This window comes from Planococcus alkaliphilus, assembly GCF_057031095.1.
The window spans coordinates 1047501-1072726 of record NZ_CM168060.1 but is presented as its reverse complement, the minus strand read 5'-3'; the positions used below and the strand labels follow the sequence as shown (position 1 = coordinate 1072726).

Annotated in this window: 21 protein-coding genes, 17 tRNA genes and 2 rRNA genes (1 of these 40 only partly in view); 7 read left to right on the top strand and 33 right to left on the bottom strand. The window is 46.6% G+C overall.

Features of this window, described 5'->3' with window-relative positions:
• Positions 1-24: 24 nt before the first annotated feature.
• Both AC2EXB_RS05525 and AC2EXB_RS05520 read right to left on the bottom strand, forming a co-directional pair.
• Complete coding sequence (locus tag AC2EXB_RS05525) at positions 25-1221, bottom strand: cytochrome P450 family protein (protein WP_483604028.1); 1197 nt, start codon at positions 1219-1221, stop codon at positions 25-27.
• Between the two features lie 110 nt (positions 1222-1331).
• The gene (locus tag AC2EXB_RS05520; protein WP_235198633.1) at positions 1332-1553 is read right to left on the bottom strand and encodes a hypothetical protein; all 222 of its coding nucleotides are present in this window, start codon (positions 1551-1553) and stop codon (positions 1332-1334) included.
• Positions 1554-1875: 322 nt separating this feature from the next.
• Between AC2EXB_RS05520 and rsgA the strand changes: the two genes are divergently transcribed.
• Positions 1876-2937 (top strand): ribosome small subunit-dependent GTPase A, encoded by a 1062-nt coding sequence (rsgA, locus tag AC2EXB_RS05515; RefSeq protein ID WP_251480554.1) that lies wholly within the window; start codon positions 1876-1878, stop codon positions 2935-2937.
• A 59-nt stretch (positions 2938-2996) separates the two neighbouring features.
• On the opposite strand, the gene AC2EXB_RS05510 is transcribed toward rsgA, so the two are convergent.
• From AC2EXB_RS05510 to AC2EXB_RS05495, 4 genes are all read right to left on the bottom strand, one after another.
• The gene (locus AC2EXB_RS05510; protein WP_251480507.1) at positions 2997-3632 is read right to left on the bottom strand and encodes a response regulator; all 636 of its coding nucleotides are present in this window, start codon (positions 3630-3632) and stop codon (positions 2997-2999) included.
• An 18-nt stretch (positions 3633-3650) separates the two neighbouring features.
• Entirely contained in the window at positions 3651-4766 is a 1116-nt protein-coding gene (locus tag AC2EXB_RS05505; protein WP_235198632.1) for a GAF domain-containing sensor histidine kinase, read from the bottom strand.
• Positions 4767-4869: 103 nt separating this feature from the next.
• A complete protein-coding gene (locus tag AC2EXB_RS05500; protein ID WP_483604027.1) occupies positions 4870-6570 on the bottom strand; it encodes a phospho-sugar mutase in 1701 nt (566 codons plus the stop codon).
• Between the two features lie 330 nt (positions 6571-6900).
• Complete coding sequence (locus AC2EXB_RS05495; protein ID WP_251480502.1) at positions 6901-8445, bottom strand: carbon-nitrogen hydrolase family protein; 1545 nt, start codon at positions 8443-8445, stop codon at positions 6901-6903.
• Between the two features lie 129 nt (positions 8446-8574).
• Here AC2EXB_RS05495 and AC2EXB_RS05490 point away from each other — a divergent pair, with 129 nt between their 5' ends.
• The 3 genes from AC2EXB_RS05490 to AC2EXB_RS05480 are packed head-to-tail and all read left to right on the top strand — an operon-like array spanning position 8575 to position 10401.
• Positions 8575-9000: a disulfide oxidoreductase gene (locus AC2EXB_RS05490; protein ID WP_235198631.1), complete on the top strand. Its 426-nt coding sequence runs from the start codon at positions 8575-8577 to the stop codon at positions 8998-9000.
• Positions 9001-9028: 28 nt separating this feature from the next.
• Positions 9029-9499: a thioredoxin family protein gene (locus AC2EXB_RS05485; RefSeq protein ID WP_251480551.1), complete on the top strand. Its 471-nt coding sequence runs from the start codon at positions 9029-9031 to the stop codon at positions 9497-9499.
• A gap of 56 nt (positions 9500-9555) precedes the next feature.
• On the top strand, positions 9556-10401 hold the full coding sequence (locus tag AC2EXB_RS05480) for an RluA family pseudouridine synthase (RefSeq protein WP_251480499.1): 846 nt from the start codon (positions 9556-9558) through the stop codon (positions 10399-10401).
• Between the two features lie 28 nt (positions 10402-10429).
• Here AC2EXB_RS05480 and AC2EXB_RS05475 read toward each other — a convergent pair whose 3' ends face one another.
• Positions 10430-11260 carry an aldo/keto reductase gene (locus AC2EXB_RS05475; protein WP_483604026.1) on the bottom strand — a complete coding sequence of 277 codons (831 nt, stop codon included), beginning with the start codon at positions 11258-11260 and terminating at the stop codon, positions 10430-10432.
• Between the two features lie 149 nt (positions 11261-11409).
• On the opposite strand from AC2EXB_RS05475, the gene AC2EXB_RS05470 reads away from it, so the two are divergent.
• Positions 11410-12711, top strand: coding sequence for an NCS2 family permease (locus AC2EXB_RS05470; RefSeq protein WP_483604025.1), 1302 nt, complete (start codon positions 11410-11412; stop codon positions 12709-12711).
• Between the two features lie 86 nt (positions 12712-12797).
• Here AC2EXB_RS05470 and AC2EXB_RS05465 read toward each other — a convergent pair whose 3' ends face one another.
• The 3 genes from AC2EXB_RS05465 to queG all read right to left on the bottom strand — a co-directional run bounded on the left by AC2EXB_RS05465 (position 12798) and on the right by queG (position 15071).
• A complete protein-coding gene (locus AC2EXB_RS05465; protein WP_251480482.1) occupies positions 12798-13106 on the bottom strand; it encodes a hypothetical protein in 309 nt (102 codons plus the stop codon).
• Between the two features lie 335 nt (positions 13107-13441).
• The gene (trmL, locus tag AC2EXB_RS05460; RefSeq protein WP_483604024.1) at positions 13442-13915 is read right to left on the bottom strand and encodes a tRNA (uridine(34)/cytosine(34)/5-carboxymethylaminomethyluridine(34)-2'-O)-methyltransferase TrmL; all 474 of its coding nucleotides are present in this window, start codon (positions 13913-13915) and stop codon (positions 13442-13444) included.
• Between the two features lie 10 nt (positions 13916-13925).
• Entirely contained in the window at positions 13926-15071 is a 1146-nt protein-coding gene (queG, locus tag AC2EXB_RS05455; protein WP_483604023.1) for a tRNA epoxyqueuosine(34) reductase QueG, read from the bottom strand.
• 70 nt (positions 15072-15141) lie between these two features.
• On the opposite strand from queG, the gene AC2EXB_RS05450 reads away from it, so the two are divergent.
• Together AC2EXB_RS05450 and AC2EXB_RS05445 are read left to right on the top strand one after the other, a co-directional pair.
• Entirely contained in the window at positions 15142-15804 is a 663-nt protein-coding gene (locus AC2EXB_RS05450) for a B3/B4 domain-containing protein (protein WP_483604022.1), read from the top strand.
• A gap of 148 nt (positions 15805-15952) precedes the next feature.
• Positions 15953-16999, top strand: a complete 1047-nt coding sequence (locus tag AC2EXB_RS05445; RefSeq protein ID WP_483604021.1) for a C45 family autoproteolytic acyltransferase/hydrolase — start codon at positions 15953-15955, stop codon at positions 16997-16999.
• 36 nt (positions 17000-17035) lie between these two features.
• On the opposite strand, the gene AC2EXB_RS05440 is transcribed toward AC2EXB_RS05445, so the two are convergent.
• The 23 genes from AC2EXB_RS05440 to AC2EXB_RS05330 form a co-directional block, all read right to left on the bottom strand.
• The gene (locus AC2EXB_RS05440) at positions 17036-18088 is read right to left on the bottom strand and encodes a C45 family autoproteolytic acyltransferase/hydrolase (RefSeq protein WP_483604020.1); all 1053 of its coding nucleotides are present in this window, start codon (positions 18086-18088) and stop codon (positions 17036-17038) included.
• 321 nt (positions 18089-18409) lie between these two features.
• A tRNA-Leu gene (locus tag AC2EXB_RS05435) sits at positions 18410-18493 on the bottom strand.
• Positions 18494-18655: 162 nt separating this feature from the next.
• Positions 18656-19654, bottom strand: a complete 999-nt coding sequence (locus AC2EXB_RS05430; RefSeq protein ID WP_483604019.1) for an anion permease — start codon at positions 19652-19654, stop codon at positions 18656-18658.
• A 15-nt stretch (positions 19655-19669) separates the two neighbouring features.
• Positions 19670-20287: a DUF47 domain-containing protein gene (locus AC2EXB_RS05425; protein WP_483604018.1), complete on the bottom strand. Its 618-nt coding sequence runs from the start codon at positions 20285-20287 to the stop codon at positions 19670-19672.
• Positions 20288-20776: 489 nt separating this feature from the next.
• Positions 20777-22000: an ISL3 family transposase gene (locus tag AC2EXB_RS05420; protein WP_483601356.1), complete on the bottom strand. Its 1224-nt coding sequence runs from the start codon at positions 21998-22000 to the stop codon at positions 20777-20779.
• 182 nt (positions 22001-22182) lie between these two features.
• Positions 22183-22266: transfer RNA gene (locus AC2EXB_RS05415), tRNA-Leu, on the bottom strand.
• Between the two features lie 10 nt (positions 22267-22276).
• Positions 22277-22350, bottom strand: a tRNA-Cys gene (locus tag AC2EXB_RS05410).
• A gap of 7 nt (positions 22351-22357) precedes the next feature.
• Positions 22358-22432, bottom strand: a tRNA-Gly gene (locus tag AC2EXB_RS05405).
• Between the two features lie 5 nt (positions 22433-22437).
• Positions 22438-22509, bottom strand: a tRNA-Gln gene (locus AC2EXB_RS05400).
• Positions 22510-22518: 9 nt separating this feature from the next.
• Positions 22519-22594, bottom strand: a tRNA-His gene (locus tag AC2EXB_RS05395).
• Between the two features lie 42 nt (positions 22595-22636).
• Positions 22637-22712 (bottom strand) — tRNA-His (locus tag AC2EXB_RS05390).
• A gap of 19 nt (positions 22713-22731) precedes the next feature.
• Positions 22732-22805: transfer RNA gene (locus tag AC2EXB_RS05385), tRNA-Trp, on the bottom strand.
• 6 nt (positions 22806-22811) lie between these two features.
• Positions 22812-22895, bottom strand: a tRNA-Tyr gene (locus AC2EXB_RS05380).
• Positions 22896-22900: 5 nt separating this feature from the next.
• Positions 22901-22976, bottom strand: a tRNA-Thr gene (locus AC2EXB_RS05375).
• Positions 22977-22998: 22 nt separating this feature from the next.
• Positions 22999-23074: transfer RNA gene (locus AC2EXB_RS05370), tRNA-Phe, on the bottom strand.
• A 19-nt stretch (positions 23075-23093) separates the two neighbouring features.
• A tRNA-Asp gene (locus AC2EXB_RS05365) sits at positions 23094-23169 on the bottom strand.
• Between the two features lie 3 nt (positions 23170-23172).
• Positions 23173-23249 (bottom strand) — tRNA-Met (locus tag AC2EXB_RS05360).
• A gap of 74 nt (positions 23250-23323) precedes the next feature.
• Positions 23324-23399 (bottom strand) — tRNA-Val (locus AC2EXB_RS05355).
• Between the two features lie 10 nt (positions 23400-23409).
• Positions 23410-23484: transfer RNA gene (locus AC2EXB_RS05350), tRNA-Glu, on the bottom strand.
• A 32-nt stretch (positions 23485-23516) separates the two neighbouring features.
• A tRNA-Ser gene (locus AC2EXB_RS05345) sits at positions 23517-23606 on the bottom strand.
• Positions 23607-23613: 7 nt separating this feature from the next.
• Positions 23614-23688 (bottom strand) — tRNA-Asn (locus tag AC2EXB_RS05340).
• A gap of 12 nt (positions 23689-23700) precedes the next feature.
• Positions 23701-23816 (bottom strand): 5S ribosomal RNA (gene rrf, locus AC2EXB_RS05335).
• A 143-nt stretch (positions 23817-23959) separates the two neighbouring features.
• Positions 23960-25226: ribosomal RNA gene (locus tag AC2EXB_RS05330) — 23S ribosomal RNA — on the bottom strand; it runs 1667 nt beyond the window's last position.

The window sequence follows — 25226 nt, the reverse complement described above, 5'->3', positions numbered from 1 at the left end:
AAGGCTGGAAGCATGCTCCAACCTTTACTGGATGCGAAGTGGGATCTCTTTTACCCCACGGACAATCATTCCAGGCCGCCAGTCCAATTCGCTTTCGTCCACAGCTAATGCCAAATCAGGAAATTTTTCGAGCAATTTTGAAATGGCGATTTCGCCTTCCAGCCTAGCAAGAGGCGCACCTAAACAAAAATGGATGCCTATTCCAAACGCCAAATGTGGACTTTTTTCACGGGTGAGATTAAAGGTTTCCGGATCCGTAAACCTTTTTGGATCGTGGTTTGCTGCATTTAAAGACACCACGACAAGATCGCCGCGATGGAATTGCTTCCCTTGGAATTCCATGTCTTCATTTGCCCACCTCGATGTACTGAACTCAACGGGTCCGTTAAAACGCAGTGATTCCTCGAGCGCTTGAGTGATCAATTCCGGGTTTTCTTTTAAAAGCCGCTGCTGTTCCGGATAGGCCATTAGAGACAAGACTGTATTTCCAATCAAATTAACGGTTGTTTCATGCCCAGCGATAATCAGCAGCGATACGACTCCATACAGTTCTTTTTCGGTCAGCCGGTCGCCTTCTTCTTCTGCAATGATGAGTTTGCTGATCAAGTCTTCTCCAGGCTGTTCACGCACTTTTGAAAACCACTGCCCTAAATACTGCACAAATTGCGTCATGTGTTCGTAAACGCTGACTCCGGCTTCACCGCTGGTCCCTTCAATCAACGAGTTCGACCACCGGCGAAACTTGTCCCGGTCTTCCGAAGGCACGCCAAGAATTTCGCAGATGACGATGATGGGCAACGGAAAAGCAAATTCATCGATTAAATCGACTTGTTCTTTGTCCCCCATCTGTTCCAATAATTCGTCTGTGATTTCCTCGATCCGTTCACGCATCCCTGAAATCATTTTCGGCGTGAACGCTTTTTGGGCAAGCCCTCGGAGCCGTTTATGGTCGGGCGGATCTGAAAACAGCATGTTTTGTGTAAAAACTGACATTTGGTCCATACTGCTGCCATAAAGCTTGGAGAAATCTTTGATAAAACGGGGGTCTTTCAATACCGCTGTCCCGTCTTCATAACTGGTAACAAGCCAGCCGCGTTGTCCATCTGGAAACCTTACTTGATGGATCGGGTCCATACTGCGGAGCTTGGAATAAACCGGATATGGATTGCGTGTAAACTCGGGCGAAAACAATTCCACATTTTCTGAATGAGATGAAGCCATCGATTCCCCTCCTTTTTGTTATCTATACCCAATGAGTCTAAGAAAAAGCTCATCCTATTTCCTTATTTTTGAAAAACAAAAGACCACTCTATGAGTGGCCTTCCAGCGGATTATTCTGCTTCGTCCCCGTCTTGGTTATCTTCTTCCAAATCATCATCGGTCTGATCTTCACCTTGAGGCCCTTCGCCTTCCGGATCTTCATCTCCAGTAACTGGGTCATCCACTTCTATCGTATCGTCGTCGCCATCTCCATCTCCGTCGCCGCATGCTGCAAGCATGCCAACAGATAGAAATGCAGCTGCTCCGAGTTTCAGCCATTTCGAATGTGCCATCCAACTTCCTCCTCTTTCCGTATTCCTTGCTTATTTTAGTTCATACCCCTTTTTACTTCCGTTTTAACAAAATCAAGGAAAATAGACAATAATAATTTTTCTGAAAAAGGCTTGACCATTTCAGGCTTATCCAGTATCTTTAAATTAACTTGAAGAAAGAGGTGAGGCATTATGGCTATTTCATTGTTTTTTAAACCGCAAATCCAATCCATAATGTCCCGCTCTGTGTATCGCTGACGATACGCTTCTTCCATTATGCCCGGGAACCATGGATTGCGATTTGCGCGCATCCATGGTTTTTTATTTTGCATAATAGGAGGAAATTACATTGAATTTAATCGAACATTTTGGCTGGAATGATAAATGGCAAGAAAATAGAGGGGCTGTCGGGATTCCGGGCCGCGTCGTTTTGGAACATAAGAATATGTATCGCGTCGTTACCGATAACGGGGAGTGGCTGTCTACTTTATCCGGAAAATACCGCCATGAGCACGTTCACGGTGAATTTCCGGCAGTCGGCGACTGGGTAATGGTCGAACAGATGCCCGGAGAACAAAAAGGAATCATCCACAGCATCCTTCCGCGTTCTTCGCAGTTTTCAAGAAAAGCAGCCGGAGAAACTTCGGATATCCAAATTATCGCTGTTAATGTGGACTACGTATTTCTCGTCATGTCGTTGAATCACGATTTCAACGTGCGGCGTTTGGAACGCTATCTACTGGCCGCTTGGGATTCCGGAGCAAATCCAGTCGTCGTCTTGACGAAAAGCGATGAGTGCGAAGATCTCGCACCTTTCATCACCGAAGTGGAAAGCGTCGCATTCGGCGTTCCGGTCTATGCCGTTTCCAGTGTGACCGGCGCGGGAATCGACCAATTGCAGAAATTGCTCGAAGACCACAAGACCGGCGCGCTTTTAGGCTCGTCCGGAGTCGGAAAATCCAGCTTGATCAATGCCTTATCCGGCAAAGAATTAATGGCTGTCCAAGACATCCGTGAAGACGACAGCAAAGGCCGCCACACCACCACACACCGTGAATTGGTTCTGCTTCCGGGAGGCGGGTTATTGATCGACACTCCAGGAATGCGGGAATTCCAGTTGGGCGATTATGAAGAAGGTGTTGAATCCGGCTTCTCTGATGTCGAAGATTTGGCAGAACTATGCCGTTTCCGGGATTGCGAACACAATAACGAGCCGGGATGCCGGGTACAGGAAGCATTAGCGAGCGGTGAATTGAAATATGACCGCTACCAAAGCTACCTTAAGCTTAAACGGGAACTCGCCCATATGGAGCGGAAAAGCAATTTGGCCGCTCAAAAAGCAGCCCGCAATAAATGGAAACAAATCACGAAAGACAGTCGAAAACGCCCTGTCCAAAAGCGTTAAATCGGAAACCCATGCCAAAAAGAAGCAACTTCCCCTTAAATGGAGAAGTTGCTTCTTTTTCATTTGCCTGGTTCAGTTAAGCCGTGTTTCACTGCATACAAGGCCGCTTGCGTCCGGTCCTGTACTTCCAGTTTCGCAAAGATATTGGAAATATGGGTTTTCACTGTTTTTTCGGTTACAAAAAGTGCCGAAGCGATTTCCCGATTGCTTTTCCCTTTCGTCAGTTCAGCGAGCACTTCCTGTTCACGAGGCGTCAATAAGTTGATGGTGTGGGGAGCCGGGGCTACCGGTCCCTTGGCAAGCTCGGAAGTCGCTTTCGGATGCAACGTGTTCTCCCCGCGCATTAAACTGCGAAGCGAGGCCACCAGCTCATCCGGCTCGATATCTTTTAATTGATACCCAGCCGCCCCTGCTTCCATCGCTGGTACGACATGGTCGCGGTCTGAAAAACTCGTAAGCATCAAGACAATTATGTCCGGAAACTGTTCTTTGATTTTTCGTGTTGCCTGGATGCCGTCCATTTCCGGCATCACTAAATCCATCAAGACGATATCTGGCTGAAGTTGAACGGCCATTTCAACTGCTTCTCTGCCGTTGACGGCTTCTCCCACAACCTCAATGTCTTTTTGGGTTTTCAGGAAAAATAATAACCCACGCCGTACGACGTGGTGATCGTCTGCAATCAATACTTTCATCGGGTCTCCCCCTTTCCCCTAATAAGGAATTCTTACAAGAATCTCAGTTCCTTTGCCGATTTCACTTGACCAATCGACAGTCCCGCCTTCTGCTTTCGCCCGGTCCCGCATGCTTTGGACGCCGATAGACGGCAGCTGCAGCCGTTCATCCACGATAAATCCTCGGCCCTCGTCTTTGATGACCATTAACACATCCGAAGAAGTCACCGTCAAAAATAATTGCGCGTTGTTGATCCCAGAATGCTTGCGGATATTATTCAACGCTTCTTGTGCGATGCGGAACAAGGTTTCTTCTGTACGAGAAGGCAATTGGATCACGCCGGTCACTTTCATTTCCAATGTCAATCCGAGCATTTCCCCGTAAGCTTGTATCGCTTCAAGCAAGCCGCTTTCGAGTCCCTTTGGACGCAGCTGCCATATAAGTGCGCGCATTTCATTGAGCGCTTCTTGCGTCAAGTGCTGGATGTCTCGGAAAGTGCCTTGGACATTTTCCTCTTCAGACATTTCGATGCCGCCGCGTGCCGTCAACGTCACCGAAAACAGCAATTGATTGACCGAATCATGCAGATCGCGAGCCAGCCGGTTGCGCTCTTTGACCAGCGCCATTTCCTGTTCCTGTTTCGTCAAGCCGATGCGTTTAATCGCTGAACCAATCTGAAAAGCTACCGACTCCAATAAAGCCAGTTCATCTTTTGAGAAGCGGACCGTGTCCGGAGCTGCAATATTCAACAAACCGAATTTTTCTTCGCCCGATTGCAGCGGAACCGTGGCGTGATGCGTAATTCCTCCGTGGTCCACGGCATTAGCTGCAATCGAGTTTTCAATGCGCTGGCAAGCAATGATGTTTGAAGCTTTTTCCAAATCCCCGTCATGGTACCGTTTGACACACCAGCAGCCGCCTTTTTGCAAATGCCGGCATTCATTTCGCTGAAGGGCTGGCGGAAGGTTTGCATGAGTCACTAATTGATGCTTGCCTTTTTCGTTGATAAAAAAGATCCATGCGCTTTCAAAATTCGAGCCATTCAATAGTTTCCAGACCGCTCCGTCTAGCATCCGTTTCATATCGGTTTCTTCGTTCAATAATTCGGCGATCTCTTTTAGCAATGTCACATTTGAATGTTCGTCCATGACCATTTTCTTCACCTCTTTGCCAATACTCTTACTTTACACGTTTTTACAGTTTCTATGCCTCGTACTTTCGAATGAAAAAGCCCCCTTGGCTAAGGGAGCTTCTAAATTAGCGGTTATTCAATTCGTTGACAAAGGATTCTTTGATGAATTCCAGTTTTTCGTCGCTTTCCTGCTCGGTCTCAGCCGTTACTCCGAAATAGTATTTCACTTTCGGTTCCGTGCCGCTTGGCCGCACACAAACCCACGACCCGTCTTCCAAGAAGTATTTCAAAACATTCGACTGCGGCAATTCAATTTTTTCATTCGTGCCGAGGTCGACAAAAATCCGGTTCTGGGTTTCGTAATCTTCAATCGAAGCTACAGGAATTCCCGCAATGGCTTGCAGCGGTTCATTTCGAAGCCCTTCAAGCAATGCGCTGATTTCGCGTGCGCCATCGACGCCTTTTTTCGTGATCGACACGAGCGATTCGCGGTACCAGCCAAAACGTCCGTATAATTCGACCAATACATCGTGAAGGCTCTTGCCTTGTGACTTATAGAACGCAGCCGCTTCGATGACGAGCAAGACCGATTGGACAGCATCCTTATCACGTGCAAAGTCGCGGATCAGATAGCCATAGCTTTCTTCGTATCCGAAAAGAAAATCAAAAGTCGGATTTTCATCGTTATGCTTGAGTTTTTCACCAATGAATTTAAAGCCTGTCAATACATCTTCGCAATCCGCTCCGTAAGATTCAGCAATCACACGGCCGAATTCCGACGTGACGATGGTTTTAAAGATACGGCCTTTTTCGGGCATCGTGCCTTTTTCTTTTTTCTGGCTGAGTAAATACTCAATTAAAATGGCGCCGGTTTGGTTGCCCGTCAATAATTCGTAATGCGTGCCTGTCCAGACAGCAAGACCTACGCGGTCTCCATCGGGGTCGACAGCGATCAACACATCGGCACCGCTTTTTTCTCCGTATTTCATCGCGATTTCAAAAGCGGAGCCTTCTTCCGGATTCGGCGATTTCACCGTCGGGAATTCTCCGTCCGGCTGCATTTGCTCGTCCACATAGACGATATCCGTATAGCCAGCTGTATCAAGCAGCCGTTTAGCGGTTGCCCCTGATGCTCCGTGGAGCGGCGTAAAGACCGCTTTGATCGGTGCTGCCGTGTGTTCCTGTACTGTAAGGGCGTGGTCGATATATACTTTATCGATCTTTTCATCAATTCGGACCAGCAATTCCGGTTCGAAGTGTTCATTTTCAATCTTCAATTCGTCTTCTACTTTTCCGACAAAGCTGATGACTCGGTCTGCATCCTCCAAGTTCAATTGTGCTCCATCTTCGCCGTAGACTTTATAGCCGTTATATTCTGGCGGGTTATGGCTTGCAGTGATGACAACGCCCATAAAGGCATTTAGATACCGCACACTGAATGATAATTGCGGAGTTGTCCGCGGCCCATTATAAAGATACGTATGGATGCCGTTTGCAGCGAATGTCCGAGCCGCTTCTTCGGCGAATTCCGGCGACATTCTTCTGCTGTCATATGCAATGACGATGCCGCGGGCTTTTGCTTCTTCACCATTGTCAGTTATGTAATCAGCGATTCCTTGGGATGCTTTTCTGACAGTATACACATTCATCCGGTTCGTCCCCGGGCCAATTTCCCCGCGCATGCCCCCTGTGCCAAATGTTAAATCCTGATAAAATGCGTCTTCCGCCATTTTTTCATCGTCTTTCAGGAGCGTCAAAGCTTCCCGTGTCACTTCATCCAGCCGGTCATGTTCAAGCCAACGTTTGATCCGTTCCTGCCATGTCATATCCATCCCACCATTTCTATGAGTCTTTACCATTCAGTTTACCAAATAATCCAGAAAAAAACCGCTTCTTTGTGAGAAGCGGTTGTGTAGAGCATCAAGAAATCAGTCGAATTAAAGCATCCATTTTATAGACCGCTTCGGCGCTATGGACAGGATTCCCACAATAAGCCGAGGATGCAAGGCAGCAGATAAGCTATTACTGTACCATCACGCTTTTAAACTCCTACTCTTGCGCAAAACAGCTGCGGAGTAACGGTTTCTGAATGCAACTTAGTAAATTTTATTTTTAATATACTGAAAAACCGCTTCTTTGTGAGAAGCGGTTCAGGACTAATCTTTTTTGTATTCTACATTGTAGACGTCGTGGCGGCGGTCTTTCAATTGCTTGACCGTCCCGTTTTGGCGCTGGCGGCGAAGAATCTCAAGATCCACATCCCCGATTAACACCATTTCCAGGTTCGGATTGGTTTCACCGACGATGCCGTCGCGGGCAAACTCGAAATCAGATGGTGCAAAAATGCCGGACTGGGCATATTGGATATCCATATTTTCCGTTTGTGGCAAATTGCCGACTGTTCCCGAGATGACCGTGTAGATCTGGTTTTCCACAGCACGGGCTTGTGCACAATAGCGGACGCGCAGGTAACCTTGGCGATCTTCTGTACAGAATGGCGTAAAGATGATGTTTGCGCCCATATCCGTTGCAATGCGGGCAAGTTCCGGGAATTCGATGTCGTAGCAGATTTGAATCGCGATTTTCCCGCAATCCGTATCAAATACGCGCACGGAATCTCCGGCAGAAATCCCCCACCATTTGCGTTCATTCGGCGTGATATGGATTTTGTATTGTTTATCGATCGATCCATCACGGCGGAATAAATACGCAATGTTGTAGATCTCGTCATCTTCTTCTTTGACGAAATGCGAGCCCCCGATGATGTTGACATTGTAGCGCACCGCAAGATCCGTAAACAATTCAATATACTGAGGCGTATATTCCGTTAATTTTCGTACCGCTTGGCTTGGAGACGGTTCGTTTAGGAAAGACATCAATTGCGTCGTGAAAATCTCAGGGAAAACCACGAAATCTGAATGGGCATCTGATGCAACGTCCACAAAGTATTCCACTTGGTTCGCTAAATCATCGAATGATTCGATTGCGCGCATCAAATATTGAACGACGCAAATGCGCACTGGCAGACTCGTTTTAAAATGGCGTTTCGAAATCGGCTTATAATCCACGTTATTCCATTCCATCAATGTCGCGTATTTACCGGATGCGATATCATCCTGCAAATAATTCGGGTTGATGCGCATCAATTGGAATCCGTTCATCAACTGGAACGTCAAGACCGGATCGTAGATTTTATGGCGTGAAACAGCGTCCACATATTCTCTAGGAGACATTTCATCTGAATGTTTATGGTAATTCGGAATGCGTCCGCCAAGAATGATCGACTTCAAATTCAATTCGCGCGCCAATTCTTTTCTTGCTTCATACAGGCGCTGGCCAACTTGCATACGGCGGTAATCCGGATGGACCATCACTTCAATTCCGTACATATTATAGCCGTCGGGATTGTGGTTCGTGATATAGCCGCCGTCGGTTACATCGTCCCATGTATGGCGGTCATCGTATTCATCAAAATTTATTAAGAGGCTGGAACAAGAACCGATCACTTTGCCGTCAAGTTCTGCCACTAATTGCCCCTGTGGGAAAACCCCTAAATGGCTTCGTAATTGTTCTTCTTTCCATGGATCCATTCCAGGAAAACAGAGGCGCTGCATTTCCAAAATCGCGCTAATATCTGAATAGGTCATTTCCCGGATGATCATGCTTTTTTCAAAATGGGATAAATCGAATTGTTCTGGCACTGCAGCCACTCCTTCACAAAAGTTTCAAACTTTATTATATAGGAACGCTGTCCAGGTTGATATTATTTTACTTGCTGCGCCAGAACATTTATAATTTCAAGGATGTTACTATAGAAAAGAGGGACTTTCGTGACGAAACGTCAAGACAATATTTTGCTCTCCATGTGGGTCGTAGCACTTGTTGCTACAGCCGGCTCCCTTTATTTTTCTGAAATCAGAGGCTACGTTCCTTGTACGCTATGCTGGATCCAACGCATTTTCATGTATCCGCTGGTTCTCATCATCGGCATTGCCTACGCTCAGAAAAATGTACGGATTGCTTTGACTGCCCTGGTATTTTCACTTATCGGCGGATGCATTTCGCTTTACCATTATGGGCTGCAAAAGCTGGACTTCCTGTCTGATTCCGCTCCTTCTTGCGGACAAGTTCCATGCACTGGGGAATACATTAACTGGCTAGGATTTATCACCATTCCGTTTTTAGCGCTGACTGCATTCATCTTAATTGCCGGAATGAGCATGTACTTACTGAAAACCCTTAAGGAGGAAGCGTAAAGTGAATACGAAAACAAAGAAAAGCGGTATTTCAAAATTAATTTGGATTGCTGCAGCCGTAGTTATCATCTTTGGACTTATCATCTTTTTGACCAATCAGTCCAATAAAAGCAAATTAGCCGATAATCCATACGACAAAGAAGATTTGAACCAAGCGACGATTGACCAGCTGGATGACGAGAACTACCAGAACATCGCGTTGCCGGATGAAGTCAATGAGCAAATCCAAAGCGGGGAACCGACTACGGTTTACTTCTTTAGCCCGACTTGTCCGCATTGCCAAGCAACAACTCCTATTCTAATGCCAACAGCAGAAGATATGGATGTGGAAGTTCTCCAATACAACCTATTGGAATACGACCAAGGCTGGGAAGATTATTTCATCGAAGCAACGCCTACACTCGTCCATTATGAAGACGGCGAAGAAGTCGCGCGTTGGGTCGGAGCACAACCGAAAGAAAACATAGAAGAATTCTTTAATCAAGTCGTTCTAAAATAATAAGATATAAAGGGTCATGTGCGGTGCGCATGGCCCTTTCATTTGGAGGAATCGTTATGGCGTGGAGCTATACTATACAAGACGACGGCATGACCGTCGAAGAATTATTGAGGAAAGAATGGGGCCTCGGCAAAAAAGTGGTCCATGAAATGCGCATGGCCAAAAGTGTGAAGAACAAGAAATTCCAGGAAGTGATCTGGAAAGAACCTCTTGAAAAAGGAACCGTGCTGCAATTCGAGCTGCCGCCTGCCGCATCCCCTTACGAGCCGAAGCATGACATAGAATTGCCGATCCTTTTCGAAGACGATCATTTCATTGTGGCACGCAAACCGAAAGGCATGGCCACTCATCCGAATGAAGTCGGACAGATTGATACGTTCATCAATGCCATTCTCGGCCATATCATCCGGGGCGGCGGATCTTACGGCGAGCATGTCCATCGCCTTGACCAAGGCACATCCGGCCTGTTAATGGTCGCAAAACATCCTGTCGCGAAAAATGTGCTGGATCGCATGCTTGAACAAAAACAGCTGGTGCGCGACTACGAAGCGGTAGTAAAAGGCAAAGTCCACAACAAATCCGGGACGATCGATTTCCCGCTTGGCAAAGACCGCCATCACCCAACCCGCCGCCGTGTCTCGCCTACCGGGCAAAGTGCTGTCACGCATTATAAAGTGCTAAAGCAAATGGAAGGAAAATCATTGCTGCATCTGACGTTGGAAACTGGCCGCACGCACCAGATCCGGGCGCATTTGTCCCATATCGGCCATCCGATCATCGGCGACGAAATGTACGACGGACCAGCGACACAAGACGGTGCCTACCATCTTCATGCATTCCGCATGTCGTTCATCCATCCCTTCACCCATGAAAAAATTGTCGTAGAAGATTCTGCGCGTTAAAAAAAGCCGCCAAATTTGGCGGCTTTTCTTATAGGCTGATTTTATCCGGATGCGTTCCTGAACGCCAATCCTGGTTCAACTCGTCGATCATTTTCATTTCCTCTTCCGATAATGAGAAGTTATAGACATCCGCATTTTCAATTATGCGGGATGGCGTCACCGATTTCGGAATGACGATGAGATCACTTTGCAAATGCCAACGGATAACTACTTGCGCAATCGATTTTCCATGGACTTCTGCAATTTTTGCCAATACAGGATCTTCCAGCAGTCTGCCGCGTGCAAGCGGTGACCAGGATGTAATGGCAATATTATGCTCTTCACAAAATTGGCGCAGCGGTTCTTGCGTCAGTTGAGGGTGGAGCTCAATCTGGTTGACCATCGGCTTCGTGTTCGCAGTAGCGAAAATCTTTTCCAGATGGTGGATCTGGTGGTTAGATACCCCGATCGACCGCACCAATTTTTCATCGTATAGACGCTGGATTGCACGGTAAGTATCAACAAAAGTTTCCGGAATAGCCCAATGCGTCAAATACAAATCCAAATAATCAAAGCCAAGGCGCTCAAGCGACGCCTCAAAAGCGCGGAGTGTTTGATCGTATCCTTGGTCGGTGTTCCAAACTTTCGAAGTGATGAATAATTCCTCGCGTTTAACCCCAGACGCCCGAACTGCTTCTCCAACTTCCCGTTCGTTCTCATAAACCGTGGCCGTATCAATCGCAGGATATCCCGCTCCTATCGCAGCTTCCATCGCTTTTAGCGCTTCATCCGGCTCTTTCATTTTATACACGCCGAGTCCGAAGCGAGGCATTTCAACGCCATTATGTAAGGTTTTTGTTGATTTAATCGTTAATTCCATGTCAATCATCCTTTCTCTCTTTTATTGTACAAATAACTTCCACTTATTTCGACTATTACGATTTCTTAAAAAGGGTTGCATTTCATAATAAAAGCGAATAATATAGTGGATGTTGTTTAAATCGTTCGTGTTTGAAAGGAAGTAATTCAATGTTTCACTTAAAAGAAAATGGAACGACTGCCAAAACAGAAGTTTTAGCTGGAATGACCACTTTCTTGACGATGGCTTATATCGTCATCGTCAACCCCGTTATTCTCAGCGCTGCAGGCGTGCCTTTTGACCAAGTTTTCCTTGCGACCATCATTGCCTCCGTAATCGGCACCTTGTGGATGGCCTTAATGGCCAATTATCCGATTGCTATCGCTCCCGGTATGGGGTTGAACGCCTATTTCACTTCTATGGTTCTTGGATCGGATGGAGCCATCGATTATATCACTGCTTTTAGCTCTGTATTTGTGGCTGGACTTCTTTTTGTTATTTTATCATTGACGCCCTTGCGTAAAGTATTGATCCAAGCGATTCCTGAAAACCTGAAGCATGCCATTACAGCTGGCATCGGACTGTTCATCGCCTTTATCGGTATGCGCATGAGCGGACTTATCGTCGCTAATGATGCCAATCTTGTCGGCCTAGGGGATTTGACTTCAGCGCCAGTCATCTTGACCTTAATCGGCTTATTCATCACTTTGATCTTCATGTCGCTGAATATTCATGGCGGAATTTTCTTCGGAATGATCGCTACTGGAATCATCGCCTTTTTCACCGGCCAACTGAAATTTGAAGGAAAACTTTTGGAACTTCCCTCGCTGCCGGATGGCATCATCGTCTGGAATCCGATAGAAGCCTTCCAGATGGTTATCGATTTCGGCTTATACGGCGTTGTTTTCTCTTTCCTGTTAGTGACCTTGTTTGATACGACGGGCACCATGGTCGGTGTCGCAAAACAGGCCGGATTGATGAAAAACAATAACATGCCGCGAATGAGACAAGCCTTGCTTGCCGACTCAATCGCCGGCACAGCCGGCGCCATGGTCGGCACCAGCCCGACTACCGCTTTTGTGGAATCTTCATCAGGAGTTGCTGCTGGCGGACGCACCGGCTTAACGACGTTAACGGTAGCCATCTTGTTTATCTTGGCTGCATTCTTCAGCCCGCTTGTCGCCGCCTTATCAAATGTCGCAGCCATTACAGCACCTGCTTTGATCATCGTCGGCAGTTTGATGATCGGCTCTGTGAAAAACATCGAATGGGAAAAATTCGATGAAGCTTTTCCTGCATTCTTGATTGTTCTTGCGATGCCATTGACATCGAGCATTGCAACCGGAATCGCACTCGGCTTTATCTCTTATCCGCTTATGAAAATCTTTAAAGGAAAATGGAAAACGGTACACCCGATTCTTTATGTATTCGCTGTCCTTTTCGCCATTCAACTTTTTATTGCACCGCATTAAGAAAAACGGAAGCGCCCGTCAAATCTACACGGACGCTGGAGTCTGGACACAAAAAAACGCCCTCCATGGGCGTTTTTTTTGATTGATTAAATTCTAGCGGTGCGGTTTGAAACAGCTGCGCTGATCAGCAAGACGATGGCGCTAAGCAAGTGCATTGCCCAGCCGATAAGCGGGAACCACGAAATGAGGCTTGTGATAATCCCAAGAATCGAGCCTGCTTTTGGAGAGTATTCACGGAAACAGAAGAATAGCGTAATGGCGTGAAGGACGAACATGACGCCTAAAACACCGTATCCTGTGCTTAAGACAACAGAACCTCCGATAAATGGAATCGCCAGGAACGCCTCTGCTAGTCCCGTAATCCATAACAATGCTACAGAAATTTTCATTCTCATTATTGAATCATCCCTTCTTTTAATGCCTTTCTTTATATACGTTTGGCCAAGCGATAAGTTTCGTTTTCTTCAGCAAATCAAACAGCTTCCGACATAACTTCTCCATATTTGGCTGGAGAGTTATATTTCATTTTCCCCGCCTTTGCGCTATACTAAACAAAGATGCAAATTTCAAGGAGGTCGTTACTTATGAACTTAATCCTTATTTTAGGTATTTGTGTAGCGTTCCTAGCTGCTATTTTCACTGCAGGCTATGACGACAAACCAGGTACTCCAGAAGACAAATAATGAAAAAGAGCTGTTCCCTTTCAAAAGGGCAGCTCTTTTTTTATTCATTATTTTAACCCCGGGTAATCCTGTTGGCGCAGTGCTTCATACATTAAAATGGCAGCTGTATTCGACAAATTGAGCGAACGGATATTGTCATTCATCGGGATGCGCAGGCAATGATCAAGGTTCGCATCGATCAACTCTCTTGGCAAGCCTTTCGTTTCCTGTCCGAAGACGAAGAAATGGTCTTTTTCAACATCCGAGAAATCGAAAGTCGTATACGTTTTCGTTCCAAATTTCGTAATGTAATAAAATTCGCCGTCTGCATAACGATCGAATAACTCTTGAAGCGAATCGTGGTAATGGATGTCGACGTGCTCCCAATAATCGAGTCCAGCCCGTTTCAGCATTTTATCATCCGTTGAAAAGCCAAGCGGGCGAATCAAATGCAATTTTACTCCTGTACCTGCGCACGAACGTGCAATATTCCCTGTATTTGCTGGAATCAGCGGTTGGTATAAAACAATGTGTATAGCCAAGTTCTTTCACTTATCCTTTCAATTCTTCGGCGTAGAACGCCAATCCTTTTTGAATTTCTTCTGCCACTTCCGCATCCTGTTCGACGAGCTGGGCTTGTTTCAATGCTTCAAACCCTGATTCGGTGCCGATCTTCCCGATGGCCCATGCGGCCGTTCCGCGAATAACCGGCCGTTCATCGCTTTTCAACAGCTCGATCAATGCAGGCACAGCCGATTCTTCTTTAAAATGGGCCAATGCCAGAATCGCATTCCGCTGAATCGGCTTTTTGCCTCTCCAAGAACCCGACACATAACCGAACTTCGCTTTAAATTCTTTATTGGAAATCTTAAGCAAAGGCTCTAAAAGCGGTTTCGCAATTTCCGGATCCGGTTCAAATTCCATATGGATTTGATTTGCCTTGCGCTTATTCTTCGGACAGACCGTTTGGCACGTATCGCAGCCATACAACCGGTTGCCGATGACGCCCCGGAACTCGTCCGGCAAAAAGCCTTTCGTCTGGGTTAAAAATGAAATGCAGCGCGTTGCATTCAATTGGCCGCCTTCAACAATCGCCCCTGTCGGACAGACATCGATGCATAACCGGCAATCTCCGCATTGGTCTTCCATCGGCTCATCGTAACGGAACGGGATATTGGTGATCATTTCCCCCAAATAAACGTAAGAACCGAATTCCGGTGTAATGATGGATGTGTTTTTCGCACTCCAGCCGATTCCCGCGCGTTCGGCCACGGCACGGTCAGATAGCTCGCCAGTGTCCACCATTGAGCGCATGCGCGCTTCCGGATAATGGGCTGCAATAAATGCCTCAAGCAGGACCAACCGCTCTCTTAACGCCGCGTGGTAATCTTTTCCCCAGGAAGACCGCGAAAAAATTCCGCGGCGTGCACCTTTGACGCCTTGAGGCGCATCTTTCATTTTTGAAGGATACGCAATCGCAATGGCGATGATGCTCACTGCTTCATCCAGCAGTAAATCGGGCCGGATCCGCTTTTCAATATCGGGTTCTTCAAAGCCGGATTGGTATTTCAATTGCTGCTGGCGGATCAGCCGATGCTTTAAATTATAAAAAGGCTCTGCCGAAGCAAAACCGATTTTATCAATTCCGATCTCCGAGGCATACGCAACAAGCTCTTCTTGAAATTGATCGAGATTCATGCTGTAACCCCTCAATTCTATTCTATGATACTATAATGATTAACTACTATTACTTGAAAGGAAGAGTGCCATGAAAGCTTCCATCGACCCTAATATCAAAGAAATCCTTCCTGATTTTAAAATAGGCATCATTCATTATAACAATATCACCGTTTCCGATTCACCTCAAATGTTAAAAGGCCGCCTTCAGCTTTTCCAGGAGCAATTGTATTTCGACTTGGATGAAAAAGAGTTGACAGATTTTCCGGGCCTGTTGGAATGGAAACTGGCATGGAAAGCGTTAGGTGCAGATCCGAACCGCTACCGCCACTCCGCAGAAGCCCTGTTCCGCCGGATCAAAAAGCAGAATTACTTGAAGCCGGTGCATTCAGGCGTCGACATGAACAACTTCCTGTCCCTGCAATACGAAATTCCACTTGGCCTTTACGATGAAGACAAAATCAGTGGCGATGTGGAAATTACATTAGGTACGGACCAAGACCAGTACGAAGGCATCAATAACCGCTTGAATACACTTGCCAATATCATTGTGGCAAAAGACAGCCAAGGGCCGTTCGGCAGCCCGTATGTCGATTCCATCCGGACCGCTGTTACAGAAGAAACCAAAAATGCGCTCCACATCTTTTATTTGCGTCCATCGATGAACCGGGATACGGCACTGGAACTGTTGACTGCTGCATCCAATATGTTCACCGGCATCAACGGCGGCGACGCTGAGTTTTATATTCTCTAATCTGGAATTTGCCCCGCCTCCCTTCCGAGTGCTAGGCAGATTCTTTTTCTTTCCGAAAAAAATGCAGTAAACTCGGGGTAGCTCGAATTCGAGAGTTTTTCACAGACTCACAGAAATTCGCTAATTTCCAATAAATGAGGGATCGCCAGTGAAAAAAGTCCACAGTGATATTATTCAATTTCGCGGCAGCCATTATGATTTCGGTTTTAAACAAGGCGAGTTGTTAAGGGATTCCTTTATCCTCCCCAACCGCAAAAAACAATGGGGCTCCAAAAACAAAAATTTTCTAATAGATGAAACACAGGCAACCAACACGCTGCTTGCGTTTGCTCCGAGAATTTGGGAGGAAATCAATGGATTGGCCGATGCACTCGAATGGAGTATGCAAGACGCCATCCGCGAATTCGGCGGCTATTATTTGGAATACACGAGAAGCGGCTGTTCGATTTTTACAAGCAGCGCATACATGGTCCGCAATTACGACAGCTCTCCCGAAGGCTACGAAGGACGGTTTGCCCTGTACCAGCCGACAGACGGCGGCTATGCCACCATCGGACCGACCATGCAAATTACCGGCAGAACCGACGGGTTAAATGAAAAAGGGCTCGTAATGGGCTATAACTTCATCAATCGGCGCAATTCTGAAGACGGTTTTATTTGCAATATGATCGGCCGGTTGATCTTAGAGAATTGTGCAACTGTGGAAGAAGCGATTGAATTGCTGGAAGAAATACCACACCGCCGTTCTTTCAGCTATGTGCTGCTCGACCGAAGCGGGAAATCCGTAGTCGTTGAAGCTTCTCCACGCTCTGTCGTTGCACGCACTTCAAACGTTTCCACCAATCATTTTGAATTGCTGACTGAAGAAAACCGCTACCAGATGAAAGATTCGATTCGCCGTGAAGAAACCATTCGCACCCATTTAAACGAAGCAACAGATGCCTACAGTGCCTTTCGCAGATTGAACGATTTGGAACAAGGCGTCTTTTCGGAGAAATACAGCACGGCTTCCGGAACGCTCCATACCGCTTTTTACTTCCCGGAAAGCTTGGAAGTCGGTTTTGCCCTCGGTCCGAATCGCTTGCCGCTCATGTTTGATTTTAAGAAGTGGCTGCAAGGCGAACGACTGCTTGCTAAACGCATCAACGGAAAAATCGATACGAAACTGCCATTCCCACATATGGCAGAAATGTAAAAAAAGCGCCCTCCACCGGGCGCTTTTTTCATTTGCTTAAACAAACTGCTTATCCAGATGGGCAAAACCGATATCTGTATCGATCTCCCCGTAGATTTTACGTTCGGTGAGGTCTTCTCCTGCCAGCCATTTTTTGAAATCAAAAATTTCTGGTTCCTGGTTTCCGCCTAGCGCAAACCATACCGCCAATTCTTTCGGCAAATAAGCAGACGTATGGATGGTCCCTGCCCAGCTCTTATACAACTTCGAGAACACACCTTTATCTACATCATTGAACAGGCGAAAAGCCTGATAAGCATCCTGCGTTGCATCCGGCTGCTGCCTGATCGCATCCAAGCGTTCATACGAATCGTTTAAGTAATTCCGGTTTTCATGTTGTTGAATTTCAAAATGGTTGGTGCACGCCGCATCCTTCCTGACATCGACTGCTCTCGGGCTTGCTTCAATGATGGCAGACTCGCCGCTCTTATCTTGCACAACGTAGCTAAACGAACCGCGATGCGGAATTTCTTTTAAAAGTGCAACTGCTTCTTGAATCGTCGAACAAGTCTCAAGCATGATCCGGCCAATCATATAGCAGACAAATCCGTCTCCCGGCTGTTTCCGATGCGTGAAATTATACCCCATCGCAAAGCCCTTCTCATTCATGCCATCCATGCGCCCCGTTATGCGGGAAGAAGGCCCAATAAAGGCATAGCCGCCATCCGTTGGCTGAAACAGCAAAAAACGCCCTTCATAAGTCTGAGGATGGAAATCATAATTGCGGACCAAGAAGTCATCTCCTGTCACAATTGAACAGCCAGATGGCATCGCATCGATGCGGTAGCCTCCGAAATCCCTTAGCACTTCCTCCATCGGCAAATCCAAGCTTTCCTGAAGCCCAAGCAACTCTTCCCAAATCCCCGGAGCAAACTGCAAAAAGGCAGTTTTGGTTTCATTTACATCAATTTTAAATCTCGGCCGTTTCGCTTTCCATTGCTTTCTGCGGTTATCCAAAATAATGGATTCCCTTAACCGTTCTCCTTGCATCTTTCCAAACTCATAATGGCTGCCACGGAATTGAAAAATATCGCTATGTATCTGCTTCATAGGCTCCTCCTTCTGCTTTTAAACACATTTTCTCCCGTCATTATATCAAGCAAATAATGGATAAAGACAGGAATTGTGCTTTTTGCCGGTTTCTTTAATAGACTCATGGAGCATATATGCCTCTAATTCTTCTTTTAAGACACTTAACAGCTGCAGAAATACTTTAGTGGAATAACTCTTCCTATTGATTAAAAAGTGTTTCTACAGCAAGCTCCCAAGCTTTTCAGCAATAACCCTCTTCTTCTTCAATAAAAGAGCATAAAAAAACACTTCTTGCATGAAGCAAGAAGTGTTTCAGCATCCGCTAAGCGGTGCAAAGTATACCGGCGGTCGGGGTCGAACCGACACTCCCGTGAAGGAACGGGATTTTGAGTCCCGCGCGTCTGCCAATTCCGCCACGCCGGCTTAATCGAATTGGACAAGATTTATCTTAACATAGCTTTTATAAATTGCACAAGCCTTTTTTGCGAAAAGTCTCATCATCCGTCTAAATCCATAAGCTATGAAAGCCGCTGCCAAAGTCCAAAGAAAAACAGGGCTTTGAATATCAAAGTCCCTGTCTTTATTTTAAAGGAAAATATTAAGGATGAAATAGATGGCTGCGGCTAATGCTGCCGATATCGGCATCGTAATCACCCATGTGATCAGCATCGTTTTACCGGTTCCCCATTTCACGCCTTTAAGCCGATGTGAAGCTCCTACCCCCATAATGGAAGAGGAAATGACGTGCGTTGTACTAACCGGTAAATGAATGAATGTCGCTCCGAAGATAACGGCTGCTCCAGTCAAATCAGCAGCTACGCCATTGACAGGACGGATTTTCATAATCTTGCCGCCAACGGTCTTAATGATCCGCCATCCGCCAACAGACGTCCCTAATGCCATTGCGGCAGCACAAGTAGCTTGCACCCATAACTGAATATCATCTGAAGATTGGTAGTTGTTGACGATCAACGCCATTGTGATAATCCCCATCGCTTTTTGTGCGTCATTCGTACCATGCGAAAATGATTGCAAAGCCGCTGTCGCAATTTGAATCAAGCGGAAGTTTCGATTCGTTTTCGTTAAATTATTATTTTTGAATACTACTTTAAAGATACTATATACAAGATACCCCACAGCGAATGCCAGAATAGGCGATAAAATCAACGCTTGGAGAATTTTTATAAACCCTCCGTAATTCAATGCTGCAAATCCTGCCGCTGCAATGGCAGCACCGGCGATAGAACCGATTAAAGCATGGGAAGAACTACTCGGAATTCCGTAATACCAGGTAACCAAATTCCAAGTGATTGCAGCAAGCAAAGCGGCTAAAATCACCACCGACCCATTCGTCAATGTAAATGGATCAACAATATCCTTCGTAATTGTTTTTGCTACTCCTGTAAATGCCATAGCTCCGACAAAGTTCATTACCGCAGCAAGCATAATTGCATGACGCGGCTTTAAAGCTTTTGTAGAGACTGCAGTAGCTATTGAATTGGCTGTATCGTGAAAGCCATTGATAAAGTCGAATATTATAGCAAAAACGACAATTAAAACTGTTATTAGCAGAACCATATCCATCGGTCATCTTGCTCCTTAAGCGTTTTTCATGATAATAGACTCAAATGTATTTGCTACCTTTTGGCAATGGTCTGCAATTTCTTCAAGCTCTTCATAGATTTCTTTATATTGAATAATGCGGATCGGATCTTTTTCCGTCTGGAAGAGATGTTTGATCGCATGGCGTCTCGTCACATCACATTGGGACTCGTAATCTTTTATTTTAATGGCGTGCTCTCTCATAGCCGGCAATTTCTTAGAAGACATCAAATCCACAGCCGTTTCGATTTCAATCGTGCTGAGGCGGATCGCTTCTACAAACTCCAACATGAATTCATCCGCATTGACGATTGAATACATTTCAAACATTGAGGCAGTATGATCTAAACCATCTAGCACATCATCCATACTCATAGCCAGTGCGAGAATGTCTTCTCTTTCAATAGGCGTGATAAAAGCGTTGTTCAAGTCCTGGATGACTGTATGGACATAATTATCGCCTTTTGTTTCATAATCTTTCATCGTATTGGAGAAAATCTTCAAATCACTGATTTCCCGCAATTTATAGTCAGCAAAATAAGCTGCACTCTCTTTTAAATTCAAAGCGATATCCCCTAGTAGAACTGCAAACTTATCTTTTTTCTTGAAAGCCATTTTCTTACCTCCGCTAATTTCTAAAATAAATTCAAAGCTAGATTATGATAGCTCTTTTTAATCTTTTTTAATAGAACTTTAACCCCAACTTTACAAAACCTTAATAAAACAAACGATTATGAATTTCCTGTTTAATCTATTCGATTTTCTTTAATCTCCATTTCTGTAATAACGTAACGGCTGCTGATCTCCTTCGCCATTTAATCTGATCCCTGTTAAAGAGAACTTCTCAAATTAGCTAATTTAGTATAAAACATTCCATCAGAATTAGAAAGACTTTTATCTCTTAGAGCCTAGCCTGCATACAAATTGAAATCCATTTGTTTCTTTTTTTTAAACCTTCCTGATATTTTCCCTGGGTCCCGATAAACGGTTCTGTTCTATACAAATTCATCCTATGAAAAACTGCAGATGCGTACTTTTATTTCGCTCATTGCTGTTTAAACGGTTCTCCGTCAAATGTTGGGGTGAGGTGAAATTTTCCTCACTCTAACCAACGTGAACTCCCATATTCTTATACTTGTGTGTCAGTAGTATTTTGGCGCGGGCGCGTTCGAAATTCTGAAAGCCGAACGCGTTCCGCTTAATCACTTTTGTCAGGTTATTGATGCCTTCCAAGAAACCATTGGAATACTTGAACGAGAAGCTGTTCAAGATTTCCGTCTGCCAGTTTCGGAAGGTGCCCATGGCTTTCTGGAACTCGGGAATGCCCGCTTGTTCCACCAGCCGATAAAATTCCAGCAACGCTTCTTTGGTCTTGAGGATTTCCTCGGGATCTCTTTTTTTGCTTGCCTGAAACCACGTGCAATACGCTTCCTTCAGTTCGTATGCTCGTTTGAGCTCCTCATCCATTTCAAGATACCGCTTCAAGTACCAACGGTCCTTTTCGGTTAACTTCTCACTGTTTTTGTAAAAGACGTAGCGCATCCGTTTGCCTTTTTTGCGGTCATAGTCGTTCCAACTTTTCTGCACGCGTCTGCGGACCGCGTCCAGCGCCCAGTAAATGTACCGGCAGAAGTGGAAGCGATCGGCGATGATCACCGGTTTGCCGAGTGCTTTTTTGACCGCGGCTTTAAAGGAATGGCTCATGTCCATGACGACGATTTCCACCGCAGCTCCGTGCTGTTGGAGATACTGTTTGATCGTCTCTTTTTTCCGGTTGGGCAGGATATCGATCGGTTCTCTCGTTTCGCCATCGGCGATAATCAGTTGGTACTTTCCTTCACGGGTGTCGCCTTTGTATTCGTCGATGGCGATCACACGCGGTAATTTTGCGGTTTCAGTAACTTCCTGGAGCGCCACCAGATCGAAACGCCGAACGATGGTCGAAGCGGAAGCGCCGTATTGTCCGGCCACTTCCTTGAACGTTTTCGCCTTGACGCTGCGCACATGAACCGCTTGGTTCCACTCTTTTGAGAACCGTTGATAGCGGCCGATGAATGAATTCTGTTCGGCGAATTTCTTGCCGCACGCCCCGCATACGTAGCGTCTCTTCTTATAGAAAAGGTAAGTCTGGCGTTCAAACCATTTCAGGTGTTTGATCTTTTGGATCCGGTAATCGTGGACACGCCGGGTCTTCTCCTGGCAACGCGGGCAACGGTGTGCCTTCACTTCCAACTCCACATGCAGGGCCACCCGGTCCTCCACCTGTTCCATCTTCATGATTTTCACATCTTCTAATCCGGGAAATTTCATGGTAAAATTCAAGTGCACGCATCTCCTCTTCTTTACTTGTTATTCGACATTTCAAGTATAAAAGAATTTGGAGATTGCGTGTCTTTTTTTGGGCCGAATTGTTTCAACACCCCAACAATTAGTGTAGAACCAAAAAAAAAACCTTCAGCATCCGAAGATGTTGAAGGTTTTATGAAAGGACAGGCAGGTCCTTTGCAAGATACCGGCGGTCGGGGTCGAACCGACACTCCCGTGAAGGAACGGGATTTTGAGTCCCGCGCGTCTGCCAATTCCGCCACGCCGGCATAATATAAATGGAGGCGGCAACCGGACTCGAACCGGTGATAAGGGTGTTGCAGACCCATGCCTTACCACTTGGCTATGCCGCCAATTTTATGGAGCGGAAGACGGGGGTCGAACCCGCGACCTCCACCTTGGCAAGGTGGCGTTCTACCACTGAACTACTTCCGCAAAAGCTGGGGTACCTGGATTCGAACCAGGGCATGACGGGATCAAAACCCGTTGCCTTACCGCTTGGCTATACCCCAATAATAAGATGGGGCGGACGAGGGGAATTGAACCCCCGAATGCCGGAATCACAATCCGGTGCGTTAACCACTTCGCCACGACCGCCACTTTACTATTTTATATGTGCATTTAATTGAAATTAAAACATGGGGCGGACGAGGGGAATTGAACCCCCGAGTGCCGGAATCACAATCCGGTGCGTTAACCACTTCGCCACGACCGCCATCATATAATTTTAAAATTGGCAGGGGCAGTAGGAATCGAACCCACATCGGAGGTTTTGGAGACCTCTGTTCTACCGTTAAACTATGCCCCTAAAAACTGGTGGTGGGGGGCAGATTCGAACTGCCGAACCCGAAGGAGCGGATTTACAGTCCGCCGCGTTTAGCCACTTCGCTACCCCACCAAAAATGGTGCCGGAGAAAGGACTTGAACCCTCAACCTACTGATTACAAGTCAGTTGCTCTACCAGTTGAGCTACTCCGGCATGGAGATAAAAAATAAAAATATGGTGGGTCAGGACGGAATCGAACCGCCGACACTTAGAGCTTCAATCTAATGCTCTACCAACTGAGCTACTGACCCACATTTGAAAGATAAAAAATGGCGGTCCCGACCGGGATCGAACCGGCGATCTCCTGCGTGACAGGCAGGCATGTTAACCGCTACACCACGGGACCATTTGGTTGCGGGGGCAGGATTTGAACCTGCGACCTCCGGGTTATGAGCCCGACGAGCTACCGAACTGCTCTACCCCGCGATAATAATAATTGAGTTTATTTCCTATATTATAGAAGAAACTCATATTTACAAGTTTTGCTTATGTATTGTAAATGGTGGAGGATGACGGGATCGAACCGCCGACCCTCTGCTTGTAAGGCAGATGCTCTCCCAGCTGAGCTAATCCTCCAATTATATAATGGTGACCCCTACGGGATTCGAACCCGTGTTACCGCCGTGAAAGGGCGGTGTCTTAACCGCTTGACCAAGGGGCCATTAATTTGTATGTTCATTTGGATATTGCTACTGGCGGAGAGCAAGGGATTCGAACCCTTGAGACGGTTGCCCGCCTACATGATTTCCAATCATGCTCCTTCGGCCACTCGGACAGCTCTCCAAAAGAATGGCTCCGAAGGTAGGATTCGAACCTACGACCATCGCATTAACAGTGCGGTGCTCTACCACTGAGCTACTTCGGAATAATATTATCAGCCTGGCAACGTCCTACTCTCACAGGGGGAGACCCCCAACTACCATCGGCGCAAAAGAGCTTAACTTCCGTGTTCGGGATGGGAACGGGTGTGGCCTCTTTGCCATCACTACCAGACTAATATTTATTTTGAAAGACAAGTTTTATTATACCAATTCTGACCGGTATTTCAAGCTTTTTTTGAAAAAACTTTTGCCTTATTCTTTCAAAACTGGATATTCGACATTGAATACAGGAAACGCGCTCTTCAGAAAGCCATTTTGGTTAAGTCCTCGATCGATTAGTATTCGTCAGCTGCACGTGTCGCCACGCTTCCACCTCGAACCTATCTACCTCATCGTCTTTGAGGGATCTTACTTGCTTGCGCAATGGGAAATCTCATCTTGAGGGGGGCTTCGTGCTTAGATGCTTTCAGCACTTATCCCGGCCACACATAGCTACCCAGCGATGCCCTTGGCAGAACAACTGGTACACCAGCGGTGTGTCCATCCCGGTCCTCTCGTACTAAGGACAGCTCCTCTCAAATTTCCTGCGCCCGCGACGGATAGGGACCGAACTGTCTCACGACGTTCTGAACCCAGCTCGCGTACCGCTTTAATGGGCGAACAGCCCAACCCTTGGGACCGACTACAGCCCCAGGATGCGATGAGCCGACATCGAGGTGCCAAACCTCCCCGTCGATGTGGACTCTTGGGGGAGATAAGCCTGTTATCCCCGGGGTAGCTTTTATCCGTTGAGCGATGGCCCTTCCATGCGGAACCACCGGATCACTAAGCCCGTCTTTCGACCCTGCTCGACCTGTACGTCTCGCAGTCAAGCTCCCTTGTGCCTTTACACTCTGCGAATGATTTCCAACCATTCTGAGGGAACCTTTGGGCGCCTCCGTTACTCTTTAGGAGGCGACCGCCCCAGTCAAACTGCCCGCCTGACACTGTCTCCCACCCCGATCAGGGGTGTGGGTTAGAATTTCAATACAACCAGGGTAGTATCCCACCGACGCCTCCTCCGAAGCTGGCGCTCCGGGCTCAAAGGCTCCTACCTATCCTGTACAAGTTGCACCAAAATTCAATATCAGGCTACAGTAAAGCTCCACGGGGTCTTTCCGTCCTGTCGCGGGTAACCTGCATCTTCACAGGTACTATAATTTCACCGAGTCTCTCGTTGAGACAGTGCCCAGATCGTTACGCCTTTCGTGCGGGTCGGAACTTACCCGACAAGGAATTTCGCTACCTTAGGACCGTTATAGTTACGGCCGCCGTTTACTGGGGCTTCAGTTCGCACCTTCGCTTGCGCTAAGCACTCCCCTTAACCTTCCAGCACCGGGCAGGCGTCAGCCCCTATACGTCACCTTACGGTTTTGCAGAGACCTGTGTTTTTGCTAAACAGTCGCCTGGGCCTATTCACTGCGGCTCTCTCGGGCTATTCACCCTACCAGAGCACCCCTTCTCCCGAAGTTACGGGGTCATTTTGCCGAGTTCCTTAACGAGAGTTCACTCGCTCACCTTAGAATTCTCTTCTCGCCTACCT